Consider the following 19,316-nt stretch of genomic DNA (forward strand, 5'->3'; position numbering starts at 1 on the left):
ACTCTGAAACCCGTTCCCGACGGGCCCGCGCCCGAACCCACGGTGCAGCGACTGCGTGTGCGCTACGCCAAGCGGGGCCGCCTGCGCTTCACCAGCCACCGCGACATCTCCCGCGCCGTCGAAAGGGCGGTGCGGCGAGCCGGCATCCCGGTGGCCTACAGCGCGGGCTTCAGCCCCCACCCGAAGATCTCCTACGCCGGCGCCGCCCCCACCGGAGTGGCGAGCGAGGCCGAGTACCTCGAGATCGGGGTGAACCGGCCGTGTGACCCGCGGCGGGTTCACGACGACCTCGACGCCTCGCTGCCGCCGGGACTGGACGTGCTCGACGTGGTGGAGGCGCGGGACGGGAACCTGGCCGACCGGCTGGAGGGCTCGATGTGGGAGCTGCGGCTCCCCGGAGCCGATCCGGGCGAGGCCGAGCGGGCGGTGAAGGAGTTCCTGGCGGCCGGCCGGGTGGAGGTCGAGCGCCTGACCAAGAAGGGAATGCGGCGATTCGACGCCCGCCAGGCGGTGCGTTCGCTCGCCGTAGTGGAGGGGCCGGGAATTACGGCAGGTCAGGAGACCGTTCAACCGTGTGTCATACTTCGTATGGTTGTTCGGCACGAAACACCTGCCGTCCGGCCCGATGACGTGCTCATGGGTCTGCGTCTCGTGGCAGGCTTCGCGCCGCCGTCACCCGCAGCGGTGACCAGGCTGGCGCAGGGGCCGCTCGACGCGACCGGTGAGCCCGCCGACCCGTTCGCCTTCGACCGGGCAGGCGGAGACCGATAAGACTTGCCGCCGAGGCGCCGACAGGAAGCCCGGCGGACCGCGAGAGACGAGAGCCTTCGCGCGGCGCGGCAACGTGCCCGGAGGCTGACGGGAGAGCGCCCGCATGCTCGACAACGAGCCCACTGACGGGGCTGTGAGCCTTGACGGTGATACGACAACAGAAGAACGCGGCCAGGCCGGGGGAGACGCGGTTTCCTCCGGTCCGTCCGGCGTGTCCGCGACGCCGCGCCGCCGGTCGGCGAGCCGGCCGGCCGGGCCCCCGCCCGAGCCGGACGACCTGCCGCCGCCGGTGACCACGGTGGTCGCCGCCGACGTCCCGGTGACCGCCGAGCCCGCCGACGAGACCTCCGCGCCGCCCGCGCAGGAGGAGCCGGTCGCGCAGGAGGAGCCGGTCGTGAAGGAGCGGCCCAAGCGGGTCACCCGCCGCCGCACCAAGACCGCCGAGGCACAGGTCACGGAGACAGCGGTCACCGAGACGGCCGCCGAGACACCGGCCGCCGAGACGGCCGTTCCGGAGGCGGCGACCGGGGACGACGAGCCGGCCGCGCCGGCCCGGCGTCGCCGCAGCCGCAAGAGGACCGAGGAGACCGAGCCGTCCCCGCAGCCGGAGCAGGCGGAGAAGACGGCGCAGGCCGAGGACACGCCACAGGCCGAGGAACCCGCCGCCCCCCGGCGGCGCCGCCGCGCCCGCGCGGAAGAGCCGACGCCGGAACGATCCAGGGCGATGCACGCCGCCGAGGCCGAGGTCGCCGCCGCGCTCGGGCTCAACCTCCCCGACGAGGAACCGCTGGACGACGAGCCGCTCGACATCGAGGACATCGACATCGAGGAGGACGGCGGGCGGCCGGACGTGGTGGCCGACCCCTTCGGGCTGTCGGCGCCGCAGCCGTCCGTGCCCTCGGTGACCTTCCAGGCGCCGTCGGCGCTGTTCCAGCCGATCTTCCAGGCTCCCGACCCGTTCGCGGTGCCCGCGCAGAGGCCCGCGTCGCCCGCCGCAGAGCCGGTGCCGGCGGAGGACGAGGAAGCCGAGGAGGCGGAGGAGGCGACCGAGTCCGGCGACGACGAGTCCGAGGCCGACGGCGGCACCCGCAGGCGGCGCCGTCGTCGCGGCGGACGCGGCCGGGGCGCCCGCACCAGGGACACCGAGGACGGCGAGGAGTCCGAGGACGAGGGCGAGGAGCCGCAGGCCGCGTCGGGCGACGAGGAGGACCGCGAGCAGGCGGAGGACGACTCCGAGGGCCAGACCGGCACCCGGCGCCGTCGCCGTCGTCGCCGCCGCGGCACAGAGGAGGCCGAACTGGCCCCCGACGACCCGCCGAACACCGTCGTCCGCATCCGGGCGCCCCGCGCCACCAGGTCCACCTCGGTCGACGAGGTCCAGGGCGTACGGGGATCGACCCGGCTGGAGGCGAAGAAGCAGCGCCGCCGCGAGGGCCGCGAGCTGGGCCGCCGCCGTCCGCCGATCATCACCGAGTCGGAGTTCCTGGCCCGGCGCGAGTCGGTCGAGCGGATCATGGTCGTGCGCCGCCAGGGCGGCCGCACCCAGATCGCGGTGCTCGAGGACGGCGTCCTCGTCGAGCACTACGTCGACCGTGAGTCGAGCCAGTCGTACGTCGGCAACGTCTACCTCGGCAAGGTCCAGAACGTGCTGCCCTCCATGGAGGCGGCGTTCGTGGACATCGGCAAGGGCCGCAACGCCGTGCTGTACGCCGGCGAGGTGAACTTCGACACCGCGGGGCTGGAGGGCCAGCCCAAGCGGATCGAGGCGGCGCTGAAGTCCGGGCAGTCGGTGCTCGTCCAGGTCACCAAGGACCCGATCGGCCACAAGGGCGCCAGGCTGACCTCCCAGGTCAGCCTCCCCGGCCGCTACCTGGTCTACGTGCCGGACGGCTCGATGACCGGCATCAGCCGCAAGCTCCCCGACAAGGAGCGGGCCCGGCTCAAGCAGATCCTGCGCAAGGTCATGCCGGAGAACGCGGGCGTCATCGTGCGCACCGCGGCGGAGGGCGCCTCGGAGGAGGAGCTCAGCCGCGACGTGGCCCGGCTGTCGGCCCAGTGGGAGAACATCCAGCGCAAGGCCAAGTCGGCCAGCCCGCCGGAACTGCTGTCCGGGGAGCCCGACCTGACCGTCCGGGTGGTCCGCGACGTCTTCAACGAGGACTTCAGCTCCCTGGTCGTCGAGGGCGACGAGGCGTGGACGACGGTGGACGAGTACGTCCGCTACGTCGCCCCGCACCTGGCCGAGCGCCTGACGAAGTGGGATGAGGAGACCGACGCCTTCTCCGCCTACCGGATCGACGAGCAGATCGCCAAGGCGATGGAGCGCAAGGTGTGGCTGCCGTCCGGCGGCTCGCTGGTGATCGACCGGACCGAGGCGATGACGGTCGTCGACGTCAACACCGGTAAGTTCACCGGGCAGGGCGGCAACCTCGAGGAGACCGTCACCCGCAACAACCTGGAGGCGGCCGAGGAGATCGTCCGTCAGCTCAGGCTGCGGGACATCGGCGGCATCATCGTGATCGACTTCATCGACATGGTGCTGGAGAGCAACCGCGACCTGGTGCTCCGGCGACTGCTGGAGTGCCTGGCGCGGGACCGGACCAAGCACCAGGTGGCCGAGGTCACCTCGCTGGGTCTGGTGCAGATGACGCGTAAGCGGGTCGGCCAAGGCCTGCTGGAGGCGTTCTCCACGCCGTGCGACTGCTGCCACGGGCGCGGGATCATCGTGTCGACCGAGCCGGTCGAGGCGAAGCCCGAGCCGCGTGGCACGCAGGGCAAGATGGCCGTCGAGAAGGCGGTGGCCGAGAAGCTGGCGGCCAACGAGGGATCGGTGGCCGCGGCGTCGGGCTCGGCACGCGAGAGCGTCACCGACGCCATCGACGCCGATCCCACCAACTCCGACGAGGGCGACGGCTCCGCGCCGGCTTCCCGGGGACGGCGACGTTCCCGCAGGAAGACGGCGGAGTAACGACTTCGTCACCCGGCGATCCGCTCGGTTCGACCTGGGTACCGGATATCCGGTACCCTAGGCAACCGGTGCGCCCGGTGTCGGCGTGCCTGGCTTCGCGCGCCTGCCCGGATCGCCGGTCGTGTAATCGACAGCAGCTGGATGCGGGGCGCGGCATCTCAGCATTTAGCCAGTAGAAGGGTTCCGCGGTGTACGCGATCGTTCGTTGCGGCGGCAGGCAGCAGAAGGTCTCCGTCGGGGACGTCCTCGAGGTGGACAAGGTCGCCGGCGAGGTTGGCTCCTCGGTGTCGCTGCCGGCGGTGCTCGTCGTCAACGACGGCGATGTCACCACCGACGCAGCCACGCTTTCCCGGTTCCAGGTGACCGCCGAGATTCTCGGCGAGACCAAGGGGCCGAAGATCCGGATTCTGAAGTACAAGAACAAGACCGGATACAAGAAGCGCCAGGGTCACCGTCAGCGGTACACCCAGGTCAAGGTCACCGGCATCAACCCCGGACAGTAGTTTCCCGGGGGACGACCCCCGCTTACCCCCGAAAGGGAGTGAATCATGGCACACAAGAAGGGCGCTTCGTCCACCCGGAACGGCCGTGACTCGAACGCTCAGCGCCTCGGTGTGAAGCGTTTCGGCGGTCAGCTGGTGAACGCGGGCGAGATCATCGTCCGTCAGCGCGGCACGCACTTCCACCCCGGCGACAACGTCGGCCGTGGTGGCGACGACACGCTGTTCGCCCTGGCCACCGGCCGGGTGCAGTTCGGCACCAAGCGCGGTCGCCGCGCGGTGAGCATCGTCCCGGCCGCGGAGTAGATCCGCCCCGGACACCAGTAAGCAGCGCGATGAGGCGGATCGAGCATTCGGTCCGCCTCATTCGTTTTTCATACGGCAGTTAGGGGGAGCGGCTGATGGCCGACTTCGTGGACCACGTCGTCCTGCACATCAAGGCGGGTGACGGGGGCAACGGCTGCGCCTCCATCCACCGGGAGAAGTTCAAGCCGCTGGGCGGGCCCGACGGCGGCAACGGCGGACGCGGTGGCGACGTCCTCCTGGAGGTGGATCCCAACACGTCCACCCTGCTGGAGTACCACCACCGGCCGCACCGCCGCGGGGGCAACGGCAAGCAGGGCATGGGCTCCAACCGGGACGGCGCCAACGGGGAGGACATCGTCCTTCCGGTGCCCAACGGCACGGTCGTGAAGGACGCCAGGACCGGCGAGGTGCTGGTCGACCTGATCGGAGCCGGCACCCGGTACGTCGCCGCGCAGGGCGGCTTCGGCGGTCTCGGCAACGCCGCGCTCGCCAACGCCAAGCGCAAGGCCCCGGGTTTCGCGCTGCTCGGCGAGCCGGGCGACGAGGCCGAGATCGTGCTCGAACTCAAGACGGTCGCCGACGTGGCGCTGGTCGGGTTCCCCAACGCGGGCAAGTCGTCCCTGATCGCGGCGCTCTCCGCGGCCCGGCCCAAGATCGCCGACTATCCGTTCACGACGCTCATCCCCAACCTCGGCGTGGTGACGGCGGGCGAGACCGTCTTCACGGTCGCCGACGTGCCGGGGCTCATCCCGGGGGCGTCCGAGGGCCGGGGTCTCGGCCACGAGTTCCTGCGGCACGTCGAGCGCTGCTCGACGATCGTGCACGTGCTCGACTGCGCGACGATCGAGCCCGGGCGCGACCCGGTCACCGACTACGAGGTGATCGAGGCCGAGCTCGCGGCGTACGGGACGCTGCAGGACCGGCCGCGGCTGGTCGCGCTGAACAAGGTGGACGTGCCCGACGGCCGGGACCTGGCCGACATCGTCACGCCCATGCTGGAGGAGCGCGGCCTGCGCGTCTTCGAGATCTCCGCGGCCAGCCACGAGGGCCTGCGGCCCCTGGCGTTCGCGATGGCGGAGATGGTGGCGGCGGCCCGGGCGCAGGCCCCGGTCGAGGAGCCCACGCGGCTGGTCATCCGGCCCAGGCAGCTCGGCGAGACCGGCTTCTCGGTGCGGCGCGTCGACGAGAACCGCTTCCAGGTGACCGGCGAGAAGCCCGAGCGGTGGATCCGGCAGACCGACTTCTCCAACGACGAGGCCGTCGGCTACCTGGCCGACCGCCTCGAACGGCTCGGGGTCGAGGAGGAGCTGATCAAGGCCGGTGCGGCGGCCGGCGCCGAGGTGATCATCGGCCCGATGGAGGGCGGCTACGTCTTCGACTGGCAGCCGTCGCAGGGCACGGAGGCGACCATGGGCCCGCGCGGCACCGACGCGAGGCTCGGCTGATCGGGGAGACGGCGTGACAGGCAGGGAACGGATCCGCGAGGCCGCGCGGCTGGTGGTCAAGGTGGGGTCGTCGTCGCTGACGACGTCCCGCGGCACGATCGACGTCGACCGGGTGGACGCGCTGGTCGACGTGCTGGCGGCCCGGCGCAAGACCGGCACGCAGATCGTGCTCGTGTCGTCCGGCGCGATCGCCGCCGGGCTGGGGCCGTTGGGGCTGCGCGACCGGCCAAAGGACCTGGCGACCCAGCAGGCGGCCGCCTCGGTCGGGCAGGGCGTGCTGGTCGCCCGCTACACCTCCTCCTTCGCCAGGTACGGCCTGCGGGTGGGGCAGGTGCTGCTGACGGCCGACGACATGATGCGCCGCATCCACCACCGCAACGCCCAGCGGGCGCTGGCCCGGCTGCTGGAGCTCGGCATCGTGCCCGTCGTGAACGAGAACGACACGGTGGCCACCGACGAGATCCGGTTCGGGGACAACGACCGGCTCGCGGCGCTGGTGGCCCACCTCACCCACGCCGACGGGCTGGTGCTGCTGTCGGACGTCGACGCGTTGTACGACGGCGACCCGCGCAAGGACGGCGCCACCCGCATCGCCGAGGTCCGCGGGCCCGAGGACCTGGAAGGCGTCGAGCTGGGCACCTCCGGCCGGGTCGGCACCGGCGGCATGATCACCAAGGTGGAGGCGGCCCGCATCGCGACCGGGGCGGGCGTCCCGGTGGTGCTCACCGCGGCGGCGCACGCGGCGCAGGCGCTCGCGGGGACCGACATCGGCACCTGCTTCCACCCGGGGGGCCGGCACCCCGGCACCCGGCTGCTGTGGCTCGCCCACGCCACGACCGGCCGGGGCCGCCTGCACCTGGACGCCGGCGCGGTCGAGGCCGTGGTCGGGCGGCGCAAGTCGCTGCTGCCCGCGGGCGTCGTGAAGGTCGAGGGCGACTTCGCCGCGGGCGACCCGGTCGACCTGTGCGCGCCGTCGGGGGCCGTCGTCGCCCGGGGTCTGGTCAACTATGACGCGGGGGAGATCCCCGACCTGCTCGGCCGCTCCACCCGGGAGCTGGCCAGCACACTCGGCCCGGAGTACGAGCGCGAGCTGATCCACCGGGACGACATCGTGATATTGGAGCCTGTTCACCACCACAAGTGACGGAGCGCGAGGCAATGTCTGAGGCAGAGGAATTTCTGAAGGTCGCGCGGGCGGCGCGGGACGCCGCGACGGTGCTCGCGCCGATGCCGCGCGCGCCGAAGGACGCGGCGCTGCGGGCCGTGGCCGACGCCCTTGAGGCCGCCACGGACGAGATCGTCGCGGCCAACGCCGCGGACGTGGACCGGGCCAGGGAGAACGGCACCTCGGAGGCGATGATCGACCGGCTGCGGCTCGACGCCGACCGGATCGCCACGATCGCCGCCGCCGTCCGTCAGGTGGCGGACCTGCCCGACCCGGTCGGCGAGGTCGTGCGCGGCGGCACGCTGCCCAACGGCCTGGAGCTGCGTCAGGTGCGGGTGCCCCTCGGCGTCATCGGCATCATCTACGAGGGCCGGCCCAACGTGACCGTGGACGCGGCCGCGCTGTGCCTCAAGAGCGGCAACGGCGTGCTGCTGCGCGGGTCGTCCAGCGCGTACTCCTCCAACACGGCGCTGGTGCGCGTCATGCAGCAGGCGCTGGCGGCGACCGAGGTGCCGGCGGACGCCGTGCAGCTCGTGCCGGGCCAGACCCGCGAGTCGGTCAAGCACCTGATGCGCGCCCGCGGCCTGGTCGACGTGCTGATCCCGCGCGGCGGCGCCTCGCTGATCAACAGCGTGGTCGAGGAGTCGACCGTGCCGGTCATCGAGACCGGAGTGGGCAACTGCCACGTGTACGTGGACGCCGACGCCGACATCGACACCGCTCTCAAGATCCTCGTGAACGCCAAGGCGCAGCGGCCCTCGGTGTGCAACGCGGCCGAGACGCTCCTCGTGCACTCCGCCATCGCCGACGAGTTCGTCCCGAAGGCGCTGACGGCGCTGAAGGACGCGGGCGTCACCGTCCACGGGGACGAGCGGGTGCGAGCCTACGGCGCCGACGTCGTGGCCGCCACCGAGGAGGACTTCACCACCGAGTACCTCTCCCTCGACATCGCCGCCGCCGTGGTCGACTCGCTGGACGACGCCGTCGCGCACATCCGCAGGTACGGCTCGGCCCACACCGACGCCATCGTGACCCGTTCCCAGCAGGCCGCCCGCAGGTTCGTGGCGACCGTGGACTCGGCGGCGGTCGCGGTGAACGCCTCGACCCGCTTCACCGACGGCGGGGAGTTCGGCTTCGGGGCGGAGATCGGCATCTCCACCCAGAAGCTGCACGCCCGCGGCCCGATGGGGCTGCCGGAGCTCACCTCCACGAAGTGGATCTACACCGGCGAGGGTCACATCCGCGGGTGACGCTCAGACGCGCGTGAGCACGGGACGCGAGCCGAGGCCCGCGTCCCTGGCCCGCAGTGCGGCGTCCACCCGGCTCGGCGCCTCCAGCTTCGTCAGCACGTTGCTCACGTGGTTGCGCACGGTCTTGGTGGCCAGGCACAGCTCGCGGGCGATCTCGGCGTTGGACCTGCCGTCGGCCAGCCGCTCCAGGATCTCGTGCTCCCTTTGGGTGAGGCCGGGAAACGGGCTGCGGGGCGGCGGCGTGGTGAGACGGTCCAGGAGCCGGGGCGCCAGCCCGCCGCCGAAGACCATCTGCCCGAGGGCCACGGACCGGACCGCCGCCGCGATCTCCGCGGGCTTCGAGTCCTTCAGCAGGTAGCCGTACGCGCCGGCGCGCAGCGCGCCCAGGAAGCCCGCCTCCCCGTCGTCGTCGCCCAGCGCGAGCACCCGTACGGCGGGGCAGCGGCGGCGCAGGGAGTCGAGCCCGTCCAGCATGGCCAGGTCGACCAGCAGCACCCGCGGCGACAGCCGTACGCACAGGCGGAGGGCGTCGAGGTCGTCGCAGGCGGTGCCGGCGACGGAGAGGCCGTCCGCCTGCGCGGCTTCCTGCTGCAGGGCGAACCGGATCCCCTCGACGAACAGGGGGTGGTCGTCGGCGATCACGACGGTGATCGCGCCGGAGGAGTCAGTCATCGTTTATCTGTCTTCGTCTCGCCGATGGGGAGCGCGGCCCTGCGGTCCGGCCGTGGTCGTCGTGGACAGACTGCCGGGGCGGGCTTGTGAGCCGGTTGGCAACGGCTTGTATGCGGCATCGACGGCGCGCCTCCGCCGATTCGGGCGGCCGGACCGCTATGGTTGGCGCTCCTATGGCTGGACGTCTCGGGCGGGTCGGCCCCTACACGCTGCAGGAGCGGCTGGGCCGGGGTGGCATGGGTGAGGTGTACCTCGCCGTCGGCCGCCGGGGCGACCGCGTCGCGGTGAAGATGCTCCGCGACCCCATAGAGAACGATCCGGACGCCCGGTTACGCCTCGAACGCGAGGTCCGGGCGCTGCGCCGGGTGGAGAGTCCGTACGTCGCCCAGGTGCTCGACGCCGACCTGTCCGGCGACCGGCCGTACCTCGTGATGGAGTACATCGAGGGGGAGAACCTCCTCGACGCCGTACGTCGGCGCGGGCCGCTGCAGGAGTCCAGGCTCATCGCGCTGGCGCATGGCCTCGCGGCCGCGCTGGCGATCATCCACGCGGCCGGGGTCGTGCATCGCGACGTCAAGCCGGCCAACGTCCTGCTGGGCGAGGACGGGCCGGTGCTGATCGATTTCGGCATCGCCCAGGTGCTCGACGCGACGCGGGTCACGATGACCGGCACGTTCCTCGGCACGCCCGGCTACTGCGCGCCCGAGGTGTTCTCGGACGAGACGGTGGGGGAGCCTGCCGACGTCCACGGCTGGGCCGCCACCGTGGCGTTCGCCGCCACCGGACGGCCGACCTTCGGGCGGGGCACGGCGGAGTCGCAGATGTACGCCGTGCTGAACGGCAAGGCCGATCTCGTGGGGGTCCCCGCGGCCCTGCTGCCGCTGGTGCGCGCGGCGCTGCACCGCGACCCGGCGCGCCGTCCCACCGCCGCCCTGCTCGCCGACCGCCTGTCCCGGCTCGCCCGGGTCAGCGAGACGTCCACCGCCGAGCGCGTCGCCGACAGGGTCGCCGACAAGGTCGGGGCGGAGGCTGTCGCGCGGGTCCGCGCGGAGGCGCCCGCGCGTACGGCGGCGGGAAAGACCGCGGAGCCGGCGGCCAAGGGCCAGGCCGCGGAACGTCCACGTGGGCGCGGCGGGACGGGTACGCAGGCCCGGCCCACCGGCGGCCGTGCGGACACGCACGCGCCCGAGGGGGCGCTCGGCATCCCCACGGGGAACGCGGCCCTGGTCCTGGTCGCCCTGCTGGCCGTCCCGTGCGTGGTGGCGTCGGTGGTCTACCCGCTCGCGACCTTCGCGATCACGGCGGCCTTCGCCGTGGTGACCAGGGCCGTGTGGACCAGCCACTGGCTGGTGCGCAGCCGCAGACCCGGCCGCGCCCGCGCACTCCTGCGCGCGCTGGCGTTCCCGCTCACGCTGGCGGGTTCGCTGCTGTCGGCCGTCGCGTGGCCGGGGCTGCCCGCCGCCGCGGCGGCGTTCGCGGCGCTGTGGGCGGGCTCTGGGGCGCGGCTGGAGCCGGAGTGGTGGACGCGGCCGGTGCCCGTCACGATCGCCGGCGTCGCGTTCGGCGTCGTCAGCGGCGCGATCATCGGCCGGGAGATCGAGCGCGCGGGAGCGGCCATTCCCGGCCTGCGGCGGGAGGGCCTGCGCGCGCTCGCCGTCCTGGGCGGTTTCGTCGCGCTCTGCGCGGCGGCCGTGCGCGTCGTGGCCTTCTTCTTCTGACGGTCGCGGGCAGGCCGCGGGCGCGTCCCGGGGTCAGTTCTCGCGGCGGGCGAAGCGGTTGAAGATGCGCTCGCCGGCGTTGACCGCGCCCTCGGCGACGTCGCGCAGCACGCCGATGAACGGGTCCTGCGACTGGGCCCAGGACTCGCGGTAGGAGTTGGCCGCAGCCTTGATCTCTTCGGTGATCCTGGCGTTGGCGTCGTCCTCCCGCCGGGGGTAGTCGCCCGCGATGATGCGCTCGTACTCGCCGCTGCGACGCCACCGGTCGAGCTCGGCGACCCGGGTCACCGCGAACGGGTGGGTCGTGCCGAGCATGTTGAGGACCTTCAGCAGGCCGTCCCGCACGTCGCCGGCGGTGTCGTACTCCCTGGCCTGGTCGAGGAACGCCTCGATGTTCATCTCGTGCAGGCGCGAGCCGCCGGCGAGCTTCATGAGCGCCCGCAGCGCGGCGTCGGGGTCCTGCCCGGCGAGCAGGCCGCCGCGGTCGGCGGACATCTCCGCCTTGCGCTGCCATTCCTCCAGGGCGGCGACGATGACCCGCAGGCCGATGTAGCCGAGCGGGATCCAGGCGACCCGCGTGGCCAGGCGGGTCAGGATCGCGAGCATCGTGCCGTAGACGGCGTGGCCCGACAGGATGTGCGAGGTCTCGTGGCCGATGACGAAGCGCAGCTCCTCGTCGTCCATCAGGTCGAGCAGACCCGTCGAGACGATGATGAACGGCTCGTCGAAACCGATCGCCATCGCGTACGCCTTCGGGTCCTGCTGCACGTAGATCTCGGGGATCTTGTGCAGGTCGAGGATGTAGGCGCTGTCGCGGCCCATGTCGTGCAGGGCGCGGAACTGGGTGTCGGTGGTGCGCACCGCGGAGGCCAGGAACATCAGACGGAGCCGGCGCTCGCTGAACAGGCCGGACGTGCGCTTGAGCACCGCGTCGAATCCGGACAGCGAACGCATCGCGACCAGGGCGGAACGGTCGGCGGGATGCTCGTAGGCTCGTGAGCTGATGCCGGTCAGCTGCACGCGGTTGCGATCGGGAGTGGTCATGTCCCGCATGCTATGTCTCACGGGCCGGACGCGCGCGGGACGCCGTGAGGAGCCCGGGCCGTCAGGCCAGGGGCCGGTTCCGGATGTGGTCCGGTAGGCGCGTTATCGTCCGTGCATGCGAAACGGGACGGCGATCCGGCGACTGGGCGTGATGGGCGGGACCTTCGACCCGATCCACCACGGCCACCTGGTGGCGGCCAGCGAGGTGGCCCACCACTTCGATCTCGACGAGGTGGTGTTCGTCCCGACCGGCCGGCCCTGGCAGAAGGCCGAGCAGACCGTGTCCTCGACCGAGGACCGCTACCTGATGACGGTGATCGCCACCGCCTCGAATCCCCGCTTCTCGGTCAGCAGGGTGGACATCGACCGGCCCGGCCCGACGTACACGATCGACACGTTGCGGGACATCGCCGCGGTGTACGGCCCGGAGGTGGAGCTGTACTTCATCACCGGTGCCGACGCGCTCGCGCAGATCCTCAGCTGGCGCGACGTCGACGAGCTGTTCACCATCGCGCACTTCGTCGGCTGCACGCGGCCCGGCCACACGCTGCAGGACCCCGGCCTGCCGGCGGGCAAGGTCAGCCTGGTCGAGATCCCGGCCCTGGCGATCTCCTCCTCGGAGTGCCGCGACCGGGTGGCCGCCGGGGAGCCCATCTGGTATCTGGTCCCCGACGGCATCGTGCAGTACATCAACAAGCGCCATCTGTACCGCGATCCGGAGTCCTGACGGCTCGCCGCCGTTCCCGCAGGCCGTACGTCGCGGCGAGCGCGCCGGCGAGCGCCGCCGCGTACAGCACCGGACGGTAGGAGGTCAGGGCCAGGAGCCCGGCGCCGAGCGCCATCCCCACAGCGGTCGGGACGAACAGCACGGTGTTGGCGGTGGCGGACACCGTGGCCAGCAGGTCGCGGGGTGTGATCCGCTGCACGGCGGTGAAGGCGGCGACCAGCACCCAGGGCAGGCCCAGCCCGGACAGCAGGCTCGCCGCCGCCACGACGGGCTCCCAGGGGGCGGCGCGCAGTGCCACCGAGACGGCGAAGAGAAGCCCTCCGGCGGCGGACAGCCGCGCCTCCCCGGCCCGGCGCAGCACCGGGCCCGCGATCAGGCCGCCGAGGACGGTGCCGCCGCCCTGGATCGCGGACAGCACACCGGTGAAGCCCGGTTCCCGGTGCAGGCCGTGGTCGACCACGGCGAAGACGGCCGCGCCGTTGACGCCGGAGGCCAGCATCAGCACCGCGCCGGACAGCACGAGGCGGCGCAGGAGCGGGTCGCCGAACAGGAAGCGCGCCCCGTCCGCCGTCCGGGCCGCCCAGCCGCGCGTCGCAGGGGCGCGCGACCCAGCTGTGCCCGGCAGGCGCAGTGAGCCCAGCAGCCAGGCGCCGGCCGCGAAGGTGGCCGCGTCGAGCGCGACCACCGCGTCGCCGCCCGCGACGGTGAACAATCCGGCGCCGAGCAGGGGCGCGGCGAGTCGGGTGCCCTCCGACGCGCTCATGCGCAGCCCGTTGACCGCGGGCAGCAGCGCCTCCGGCACGGCCGCGGGCAGGACGGCCGCCTCCGCCGCGTCGAGCAGGACGAAGCTCACGCCGTACAGCACCAGCACCGCGAACAGCAGCCAGACCTGCGCGGGGGAACGGACCAGGAAGAGCAGGCAGAGCGTCGCGCCCATCACGACGTTCGTCCAGATCAGCACGGGCCGGGCGCCGAGGAGGTCGACCAGCGCGCCGAGGGCCGGCCCGGCCGCCGTCGGCGCCCAGAAGCAGAAGGCGGCGAGACCGGCGAGGCTGTCCGACCCGGTCAGCGACTTCACCCAGATGCCCGCGACCAGGGACATGGCCATGGTGCCGAAACCGGAGACCACGACGGCGCTCAGGTAGCGGCGGGCGTTGCGGTCGGCGAGAGCGGCTTTCACGACGATCGATGATCGCCGCAAGCAACCCCCAAGTCAATGCTTGGGGGTTGTGATGGTGTTTACTTTCCGCCATGACGGAGGCGGATCCCAAGCTCAGGGCGCTCGCGCATCCGGTGCGGCTGCGCATGCTCTCTCTGATGTGGGGCGCGCCCATGTCGGCGGCCGAACTGTCCCGTGAGCTGGGCATCTCGCACGCCCTCGCCAGCCACCACCTGCGCTGCCTGGACGACGCCGGGCTGACCGAACTCGCCGACGTACGGGTTCGGCGCGGCGGCCGGGAGCGCCGCTACCGGGCGGCGGGAGGCACGCCGCTGACCGAGCAGCGGGACGATTTCCCGCTGCTCGCCGAGGCGCTGGCGCGATCGCTGTGCGAACGTGCCGGGCGGCGGCGCGCGGACGAGGAGGGGGTGACGGCCGACGCCGAGCTGTGGGTCGAGCCCGAGCTGTGGCACGACGTCCGCGGCAGGATTCTCGCCGCGATCGTCGATCTGCACGAGGGCGCGGCGGCCCCCCGCACGCCGGGCACCATCCGGGTCGGCGCCACTGTCGCGGTCTTCCCTCTGGTGGAATCCACGGGCTCCGGAGGACGTTGAAATCCTGATCCCGGGCATAACACCGGAATCGACAGGGTGTGCCGGTAGGGTCTTGGCCGGGAAAGCCGGTTGTGGGGGACACGTCGACTGTGCACCCTGGAAAGAGCCCGTCAACGGAGGACAGAACCGAATCGTGACAGCATCCGAGAGATCGATCCAGCTCGTGCGGGTGGCGGCCGAGGCCGCCGCCGAGAAGCTGGCCGACGACATCATCGCCTACGACGTGAGCGAACAGCTCGTCATCACCGACGCCTTCCTCCTCTGCTCCGCCTCCAACGACCGCCAGGTCCGCGCGGTCGTCGACGAGATCGAGGAGCGCCTGCGCGTCGAGGCCGACGCCAAGCCCGTACGCCGTGAGGGCGAGCGGGAGGGCCGCTGGGTCCTGCTCGACTACCTCGACATCGTGGTGCACGTGCAGCACGAGGAAGACCGCAACTTCTACGCGCTGGAGCGCCTGTGGAAGGACTGCCCGTCCATCGAACTGCCGGAGAGCGTCAAGCGCGTGGCCGAGCAGCGCGGGCACGGAGCGGCCCGGTGACGAACGCCATCATCGGGGCGGCGCGATGAGCCGTCGCGTCGTCTGCCTGCGGCACGGGCAGACGCTGTGGAACGTCGAGAAGCGCTTCCAGGGGCACACCGACATCGCGTTGGACGAGACCGGCATCGCGCAGGCGGCCCGGGCGGCCTCCCTGCTCGCGGCGCTGCGGCCCACCATGCTGGTCTCCTCCGACCTGCGGCGTGCCTACGACACCGCGTCGGCCCTCGGCCGGCTCACCGGACTCGACGTCGCCGTGGACAAGGATCTGCGCGAGCGCGGCGGCGGCGAGTGGGAGGGCCTGACCCGCGACGAGATCAGGGCGGGCTGGCCGGTCGAGTACGAGGCGTGGGAGGCCCCGGGCGGCGAGGACGTGGCGCACGTCGCCGACCGCGTCGCCGACGCGGTCGGGCGCTGGGCGTCCCGCCTCGACGAGAACGGCCTGCTGGTCATCGCCTCGCACGGCGCCGCGCTGCGGCTCGGCATCTGCCGGCTGCTCGGGCTGCCGCAGGAGCTGTGGTCCGCGCTCGGCAGCCTGGGCAACTGCTCGTGGTCGGTCCTGGAGGAGGGCCGCCGCGGCTGGCGCCTGCTGGAGCACAACGCCGGCACGCTGCCGGAGCCGATCAGCAGCGACGACAGCCCGGCCGCCACCGCCGACGCCTGATACGGGTGTGACCGGTGACAATTAGGTAAACGGAAGGGCATACCTATATGCTCTCCGAGCGCCGCGCCGGGAGCACCCGGAGCGGTGGCAAGGGGCTATAGCGCAGCTGGTAGCGCACCTCCATGGCATGGAGGGGGTCTGGGGTTCGAGTCCCCATAGCTCCACACACCATGGCTGGAACTTTCAGGCCCGTCTCTCGCATGACCTGCGCTCCCGCCCAGCGCCTCACCGTGGACGTTGACTCACCTCTGGCCGCCGTCTGACTCTTCCGGCGTGAGACGTCACAGTGCCCTCCTCCTCGCGGCCGCCGTGGTGGGCTCGACCGTCACGGCCCCCGCCCCGGCGCACGCGGCGGCGTGGGAGACGGTCGTCGACACCGGCTCGTTCGCCGGCTACTCCGCCCTGGAGTCGGAGTGGAAGTACCTGTATCCGTGGGGGTCCGACCACAACGGCTCCGCCCGGATGTACGGCTCGTCCAGCGACCACAACCACATCTCCCTGTCCGGCGGGGTGCTGACGCTGACGGCCACCAGGATCACCTGGGACGAGGGCACGAGCACCGCCAACCCGCATCCGGCGATCCACTACCACTCCGGCGCGATCCACGCCCGGGACCAGGTCGTGGTGAACGACCAGTTCCCCAACTGGGAGGTCAAGGGAGACTTCCAGGCGCCGTCGTCCCGGGGGACCTGGCCGGCGTTCTGGCTCACCGGGGTGAACAGCTGGCCGCCCGAGAGCGACATCCTGGAGTTCAAGGGCGACAGCCGCAACTGGTTCAACACGTTCCGTACCTCGTCCGACGTGGACAGCACGGTCGTGGGCGTGTCGTCCCCCGGTTCCTGGCACACCTACCGGGCGTGGATCACCAAGGTGAGCGCCACGGACGTGGACATCCACTACTACGTCGACGGCCAGTGGAAGGCCGTCCACCACGCCCGTGGCTTCGTCGGCAAGCCGATGTGGCTGATCGTCAACCTTCAGATGGAGGGCTCGTCCGGCTCCCCGGGCCCGAGCGCCGCCACGTACTACCGCGCCCGCAACGTCTACGTCGGCCGCTCCCGCGCCTGACGGAGGGTCACAGGCTCTTGAGATAGGCGAGCGACGGCATGAAGAAGTACTCGCCGCCCTTCATCGTCACGGTCTGGGGGACCTGCCGCTGGGGCGCGCTGAGTTTCGTGCCGCCCCACGCCTTCGGATAGCGCACCTTGACGTCCCGCTTGCCCTGGCCGATCACCGGGTCGTGGCCGGTGCCGCCGGCGGGGAAATCGGGATTGTCGGCCCAGGTCTGCTGGGTGAACTCGAACTGAGCCTGCAGGCTGGAGTTGAACGCCATGAACAGCAGGCCCACCCCGCCCGTCGGCCTGGTCTGCGGGGCCGCGTCGTCCCACGGCCTGTCGGTGCGCCTGCCGTACGTCTGGCCGCGCCGGGCCATCATGACGCCGAGCGCGCGCTCCAGCCCGCCGTCCCGTGAGTCGCGCGGGTTGGCCTTGCGGATGTGCGCGCTCACCGGGCACTTCGACCCGGGGTCGTCGCGGTAGCTGAAGTCGTTCTGCACCGGATGGCCCTCGGAGCTCGGCTTGCCGTGCAGCCGCAGCGGCGTGCCGTTGCGGAACCGGCCCACCAGCATCGCGCCCGCGAGCGGCCGGTCGTCGCCCTTCAGCCCCAGCGCGTCGGCGAGGGCCTCCTCGGCCTCGCGGAACGCGCGGACGTTCTGCTCCAGCTTGCGCAGGACGAGATAACTGCCGAAGTGCCGGCTCGGGTGCGGGGCGAGCGGGTCGGCGACGAGCACGTGGCTGAGCGGGAAGAACGGGTTCCAGTTGGTGCCGGGCTCGGCGGCCACCTGGTCGGCGAGGAACAGCGGCTGGCTGCGGCCGTCCACGTAGCCGAAGTGCTCGATGCCCCGGCCCTGGGCGTCGCGCAGGCCCTCGCCCTTCTCCTCCCCGACGATCTTCGCGGTCTTCGGCAGCAGCGCGAGGACCCGCGTGCGGGTGGCGGCGACCGGCTCGGGCGTGGCGTCGCCGATCAGCACGATCGCGTGGATCTCCTCCTGGTAGTGCTTCTCCCAGGCGCCGACGGCGGGGTCGCTCAGCGTGTCCTTACGCCGCTTCATGCCCGATTTGAACGCGTTGTCGGTGAATTTCGTGGTGGATTCGCCCAGTTTGAGATAGCCGGGCTTGCTGATTCCCACGCCCACGTACGGCGTGCCGGGCTTCTTCGAGCGGTTGAAGTCGCGGACCTCCTCCAGATGCTTCCTGGCCGATTTCATGAGCGGCACGAGGGAGCGCAGGAAGCGCCTGCCGTCCGGGCCGTCGCCGAAGCGCACGAGCAGCAGGGACATGCTTTCCCGTACGTGCCCCTGCAGGATGTTCGGCTGCAGGTTGTCGAGCATCGCCTTGGTGTCGGCGTCGAGTTTCGCCGAATCCCATGCGAGCGGTTTCCCGTTGGACAGGTCGACCGGCATGTCGATTCCTTCCCCGTAGTGGAAATGTCGGGCCCCCACCGATAAGAGTCATCATCCACGGAAAAGGTTCCCTGCGCCCCGACTTTCCCTGTGCGAGACGCGCCAGGTCAGGCCTATTCCGCACCACGGGGGTAGTGATCGGTCATGACGAAGAGACGGCCTGTCGGCGTTGAAGAGGAGTTCCTTGTCGTCGATCTCGAGACCCGGCGGCTGACGCCGCTGGCGGAGTCGATGCTGGAGCGGCTGCCGGACGAGGGGTTCGCGGCCGAGCTGCAGCGGTCGGTGGTGGAGACCAACAGCACCCCGATGGAGGACCTGGCCGACGTACGGGCCGAGATCGTGCGGCTGCGCCAGGCGCTCGTGTCGGCCGGCGAGCCGCTGGGCGTGGGCGTCATCGCCTCCGGCACGACCCCGATCACCGGCATCGAGGGCTACACGTTCACTCCCGGGGAGCGCTACCGCTACCTGTGGGAGTCCTACCGGTTCCTCGCCGAGGAGCAGCTCATCTGCGGGGCGCAGGTGCACGTGGAGATCGACGACAGGGACGTCGCGGTGCTCGCCGCCCAGCGCGTGGAGGCGTGGCTTCCCCCGCTGCTCGCGCTCAGCGCCAGCTCGCCGTACTGGATGGACGAGGACAGCGGGTACGCCAGCAGCCGGGCGCTGACCTGGCAGCGCTGGCCGACGGCCGGGCCGCTGGGCCCGTTCGCGGACGCGGCCGATTACGACAGGACGGCCGAGGACCTGGTTGCCTCCGGCGTCATCGAGGACCGCGGCATGGTCTACTTCGACCTGCGGCTCAGCGCCCACGTGCCGACCGTGGAGATGCGCATCTGCGACTCCTGCCCGCTCGCCGACGACGTGGTGCTGCTCGCCGGGCTCTTCCGCGCACTCATGACGAGGGAGATGGAAGCCGTGGAGCGGGGCGAGCCGCCGGCCGGCGAGCAGCGCCTGGCGCTGCTGCGGGCGGCCAACTGGCGGGCGGCCCGCGACGGGCTGGAGGGCGACCTGCTGTCGCCGGTGACGAGCAGGCCCGAGCCGGCCCCGCAGCTCGTCACCTGGATGCTGGAGGAACTGCGGCCGACCCTGGAGGAGCTGGGCGACTGGGAGATCGTCTCGGAGCTCGCCGACGCCGCGCTGCGCCGGGGCAGCTCCGCCTCGCGCCAGCGGGGGGCGTACGCGGTCAACGGGAAGCCGGAGGACGCGGTCGACCTGCTCCTCGCGGAGACCCGGCAGCGCTAGGAGGCCGTGCGGCAGGGCGGGCATGCGGGCCGATACCCTACTGGCCATGTCACTGGCCATGTCTGCGATCCCCGCCCC

18 protein-coding genes and 1 tRNA gene are annotated in these 19,316 nt (G+C 72.0%); 15 read left to right on the plus strand and 4 right to left on the minus strand.

What is annotated here, in order from left to right; translation table 11 throughout:
- Positions 1-42 precede the first annotated feature (42 nt).
- From HHX41_RS24335 to HHX41_RS24365, 7 genes are all read left to right on the plus strand, one after another.
- A complete protein-coding gene (locus HHX41_RS24335; protein WP_169984786.1) occupies positions 43-771 on the plus strand; it encodes a TIGR03936 family radical SAM-associated protein in 729 nt (242 codons plus the stop codon).
- A gap of 103 nt (positions 772-874) precedes the next feature.
- Positions 875-3,739, plus strand: a complete 2,865-nt coding sequence (locus tag HHX41_RS24340; RefSeq protein WP_182907851.1) for an Rne/Rng family ribonuclease — start codon at positions 875-877, stop codon at positions 3,737-3,739.
- 188 nt (positions 3,740-3,927) lie between these two features.
- Positions 3,928-4,242 carry a 50S ribosomal protein L21 gene (gene rplU, locus HHX41_RS24345; protein WP_030505848.1) on the plus strand — a complete coding sequence of 105 codons (315 nt, stop codon included), beginning with the start codon at positions 3,928-3,930 and terminating at the stop codon, positions 4,240-4,242.
- Positions 4,243-4,287: 45 nt separating this feature from the next.
- Positions 4,288-4,545: a 50S ribosomal protein L27 gene (rpmA, locus tag HHX41_RS24350; protein ID WP_030505847.1), complete on the plus strand. Its 258-nt coding sequence runs from the start codon at positions 4,288-4,290 to the stop codon at positions 4,543-4,545.
- Between the two features lie 95 nt (positions 4,546-4,640).
- Positions 4,641-5,990: a GTPase ObgE gene (gene obgE / locus HHX41_RS24355; protein ID WP_169984781.1), complete on the plus strand. Its 1,350-nt coding sequence runs from the start codon at positions 4,641-4,643 to the stop codon at positions 5,988-5,990.
- 13 nt (positions 5,991-6,003) lie between these two features.
- Positions 6,004-7,134 carry a glutamate 5-kinase gene (gene proB, locus HHX41_RS24360; protein WP_310742154.1) on the plus strand — a complete coding sequence of 377 codons (1,131 nt, stop codon included), beginning with the start codon at positions 6,004-6,006 and terminating at the stop codon, positions 7,132-7,134.
- Positions 7,135-7,148: 14 nt separating this feature from the next.
- The gene (locus HHX41_RS24365) at positions 7,149-8,405 is read left to right on the plus strand and encodes a glutamate-5-semialdehyde dehydrogenase (protein WP_169984779.1); all 1,257 of its coding nucleotides are present in this window, start codon (positions 7,149-7,151) and stop codon (positions 8,403-8,405) included.
- A gap of 3 nt (positions 8,406-8,408) precedes the next feature.
- On the opposite strand, the gene HHX41_RS24370 is transcribed toward HHX41_RS24365, so the two are convergent.
- Positions 8,409-9,077 carry a response regulator transcription factor gene (locus tag HHX41_RS24370; RefSeq protein ID WP_182907852.1) on the minus strand — a complete coding sequence of 223 codons (669 nt, stop codon included), beginning with the start codon at positions 9,075-9,077 and terminating at the stop codon, positions 8,409-8,411.
- Positions 9,078-9,250: 173 nt separating this feature from the next.
- On the opposite strand from HHX41_RS24370, the gene HHX41_RS24375 reads away from it, so the two are divergent.
- Complete coding sequence (locus HHX41_RS24375; protein WP_182907853.1) at positions 9,251-10,795, plus strand: serine/threonine-protein kinase; 1,545 nt, start codon at positions 9,251-9,253, stop codon at positions 10,793-10,795.
- A gap of 33 nt (positions 10,796-10,828) precedes the next feature.
- Here the strand turns inward: HHX41_RS24375 and HHX41_RS24380 are convergent, their stop codons facing one another.
- Positions 10,829-11,848, minus strand: coding sequence for a M48 family metallopeptidase (locus tag HHX41_RS24380; RefSeq protein ID WP_169984773.1), 1,020 nt, complete (start codon positions 11,846-11,848; stop codon positions 10,829-10,831).
- Positions 11,849-11,954: 106 nt separating this feature from the next.
- Here HHX41_RS24380 and nadD point away from each other — a divergent pair, with 106 nt between their 5' ends.
- Positions 11,955-12,566, plus strand: coding sequence for a nicotinate-nucleotide adenylyltransferase (gene nadD, locus HHX41_RS24385; protein WP_182907854.1), 612 nt, complete (start codon positions 11,955-11,957; stop codon positions 12,564-12,566).
- On the opposite strand, the gene HHX41_RS24390 is transcribed toward nadD, so the two are convergent.
- Positions 12,529-13,746 carry an MFS transporter gene (locus tag HHX41_RS24390; RefSeq protein WP_182907855.1) on the minus strand — a complete coding sequence of 406 codons (1,218 nt, stop codon included), beginning with the start codon at positions 13,744-13,746 and terminating at the stop codon, positions 12,529-12,531. The genes nadD and HHX41_RS24390 overlap by 38 nt on opposite strands.
- Positions 13,747-13,817: 71 nt before the next feature.
- Between HHX41_RS24390 and HHX41_RS24395 the strand changes: the two genes are divergently transcribed.
- The 5 genes from HHX41_RS24395 (at position 13,818) to HHX41_RS24415 (ending at position 16,606) form a co-directional block, all read left to right on the plus strand.
- Entirely contained in the window at positions 13,818-14,339 is a 522-nt protein-coding gene (locus HHX41_RS24395; protein WP_182907856.1) for a winged helix-turn-helix domain-containing protein, read from the plus strand.
- Between the two features lie 133 nt (positions 14,340-14,472).
- A complete protein-coding gene (gene rsfS, locus HHX41_RS24400; RefSeq protein ID WP_169984765.1) occupies positions 14,473-14,877 on the plus strand; it encodes a ribosome silencing factor in 405 nt (134 codons plus the stop codon).
- A 25-nt stretch (positions 14,878-14,902) separates the two neighbouring features.
- Positions 14,903-15,538 carry a histidine phosphatase family protein gene (locus tag HHX41_RS24405; protein WP_182907857.1) on the plus strand — a complete coding sequence of 212 codons (636 nt, stop codon included), beginning with the start codon at positions 14,903-14,905 and terminating at the stop codon, positions 15,536-15,538.
- 91 nt (positions 15,539-15,629) lie between these two features.
- Positions 15,630-15,702, plus strand: a tRNA-Ala gene (locus tag HHX41_RS24410).
- Between the two features lie 109 nt (positions 15,703-15,811).
- Positions 15,812-16,606, plus strand: a complete 795-nt coding sequence (locus tag HHX41_RS24415; protein WP_182907858.1) for a family 16 glycosylhydrolase — start codon at positions 15,812-15,814, stop codon at positions 16,604-16,606.
- Positions 16,607-16,613: 7 nt separating this feature from the next.
- On the opposite strand, the gene HHX41_RS24420 is transcribed toward HHX41_RS24415, so the two are convergent.
- A complete protein-coding gene (locus HHX41_RS24420; RefSeq protein ID WP_182907859.1) occupies positions 16,614-17,999 on the minus strand; it encodes a peroxidase in 1,386 nt (461 codons plus the stop codon).
- A gap of 144 nt (positions 18,000-18,143) precedes the next feature.
- On the opposite strand from HHX41_RS24420, the gene HHX41_RS24425 reads away from it, so the two are divergent.
- The gene (locus HHX41_RS24425) at positions 18,144-19,238 is read left to right on the plus strand and encodes a glutamate--cysteine ligase (protein ID WP_182907860.1); all 1,095 of its coding nucleotides are present in this window, start codon (positions 18,144-18,146) and stop codon (positions 19,236-19,238) included.
- Positions 19,239-19,316: the final 78 nt, after the last annotated feature.

The sequence above is a fragment of the Microbispora sp. H13382 genome (assembly GCF_014161445.1).
Taxonomy (GTDB): Bacteria; Actinomycetota; Actinomycetes; order Streptosporangiales; family Streptosporangiaceae; genus Microbispora.

Coding starts and splice junctions, on each gene's coding strand:
- HHX41_RS24380 (WP_169984773.1), bottom strand. CDS start 11,848: ATGCGGGACATGACCACTCCCGATCGCAACCGCGTGCAGCTGACCGGC.
- HHX41_RS24420 (WP_182907859.1), bottom strand. CDS start 17,999: ATGCCGGTCGACCTGTCCAACGGGAAACCGCTCGCATGGGATTCGGCG.
- HHX41_RS24375 (WP_182907853.1), top strand. CDS start 9,251: ATGGCTGGACGTCTCGGGCGGGTCGGCCCCTACACGCTGCAGGAGCGG.
- obgE (WP_169984781.1), top strand. CDS start 4,641: ATGGCCGACTTCGTGGACCACGTCGTCCTGCACATCAAGGCGGGTGAC.
- nadD (WP_182907854.1), top strand. CDS start 11,955: ATGCGAAACGGGACGGCGATCCGGCGACTGGGCGTGATGGGCGGGACC.
- rpmA (WP_030505847.1), top strand. CDS start 4,288: ATGGCACACAAGAAGGGCGCTTCGTCCACCCGGAACGGCCGTGACTCG.
- HHX41_RS24405 (WP_182907857.1), top strand. CDS start 14,903: ATGAGCCGTCGCGTCGTCTGCCTGCGGCACGGGCAGACGCTGTGGAAC.
- HHX41_RS24395 (WP_182907856.1), top strand. CDS start 13,818: ATGACGGAGGCGGATCCCAAGCTCAGGGCGCTCGCGCATCCGGTGCGG.
- HHX41_RS24425 (WP_182907860.1), top strand. CDS start 18,144: ATGACGAAGAGACGGCCTGTCGGCGTTGAAGAGGAGTTCCTTGTCGTC.
- HHX41_RS24370 (WP_182907852.1), bottom strand. CDS start 9,077: ATGACTGACTCCTCCGGCGCGATCACCGTCGTGATCGCCGACGACCAC.
- HHX41_RS24340 (WP_182907851.1), top strand. CDS start 875: ATGCTCGACAACGAGCCCACTGACGGGGCTGTGAGCCTTGACGGTGAT.
- HHX41_RS24365 (WP_169984779.1), top strand. CDS start 7,149: ATGTCTGAGGCAGAGGAATTTCTGAAGGTCGCGCGGGCGGCGCGGGAC.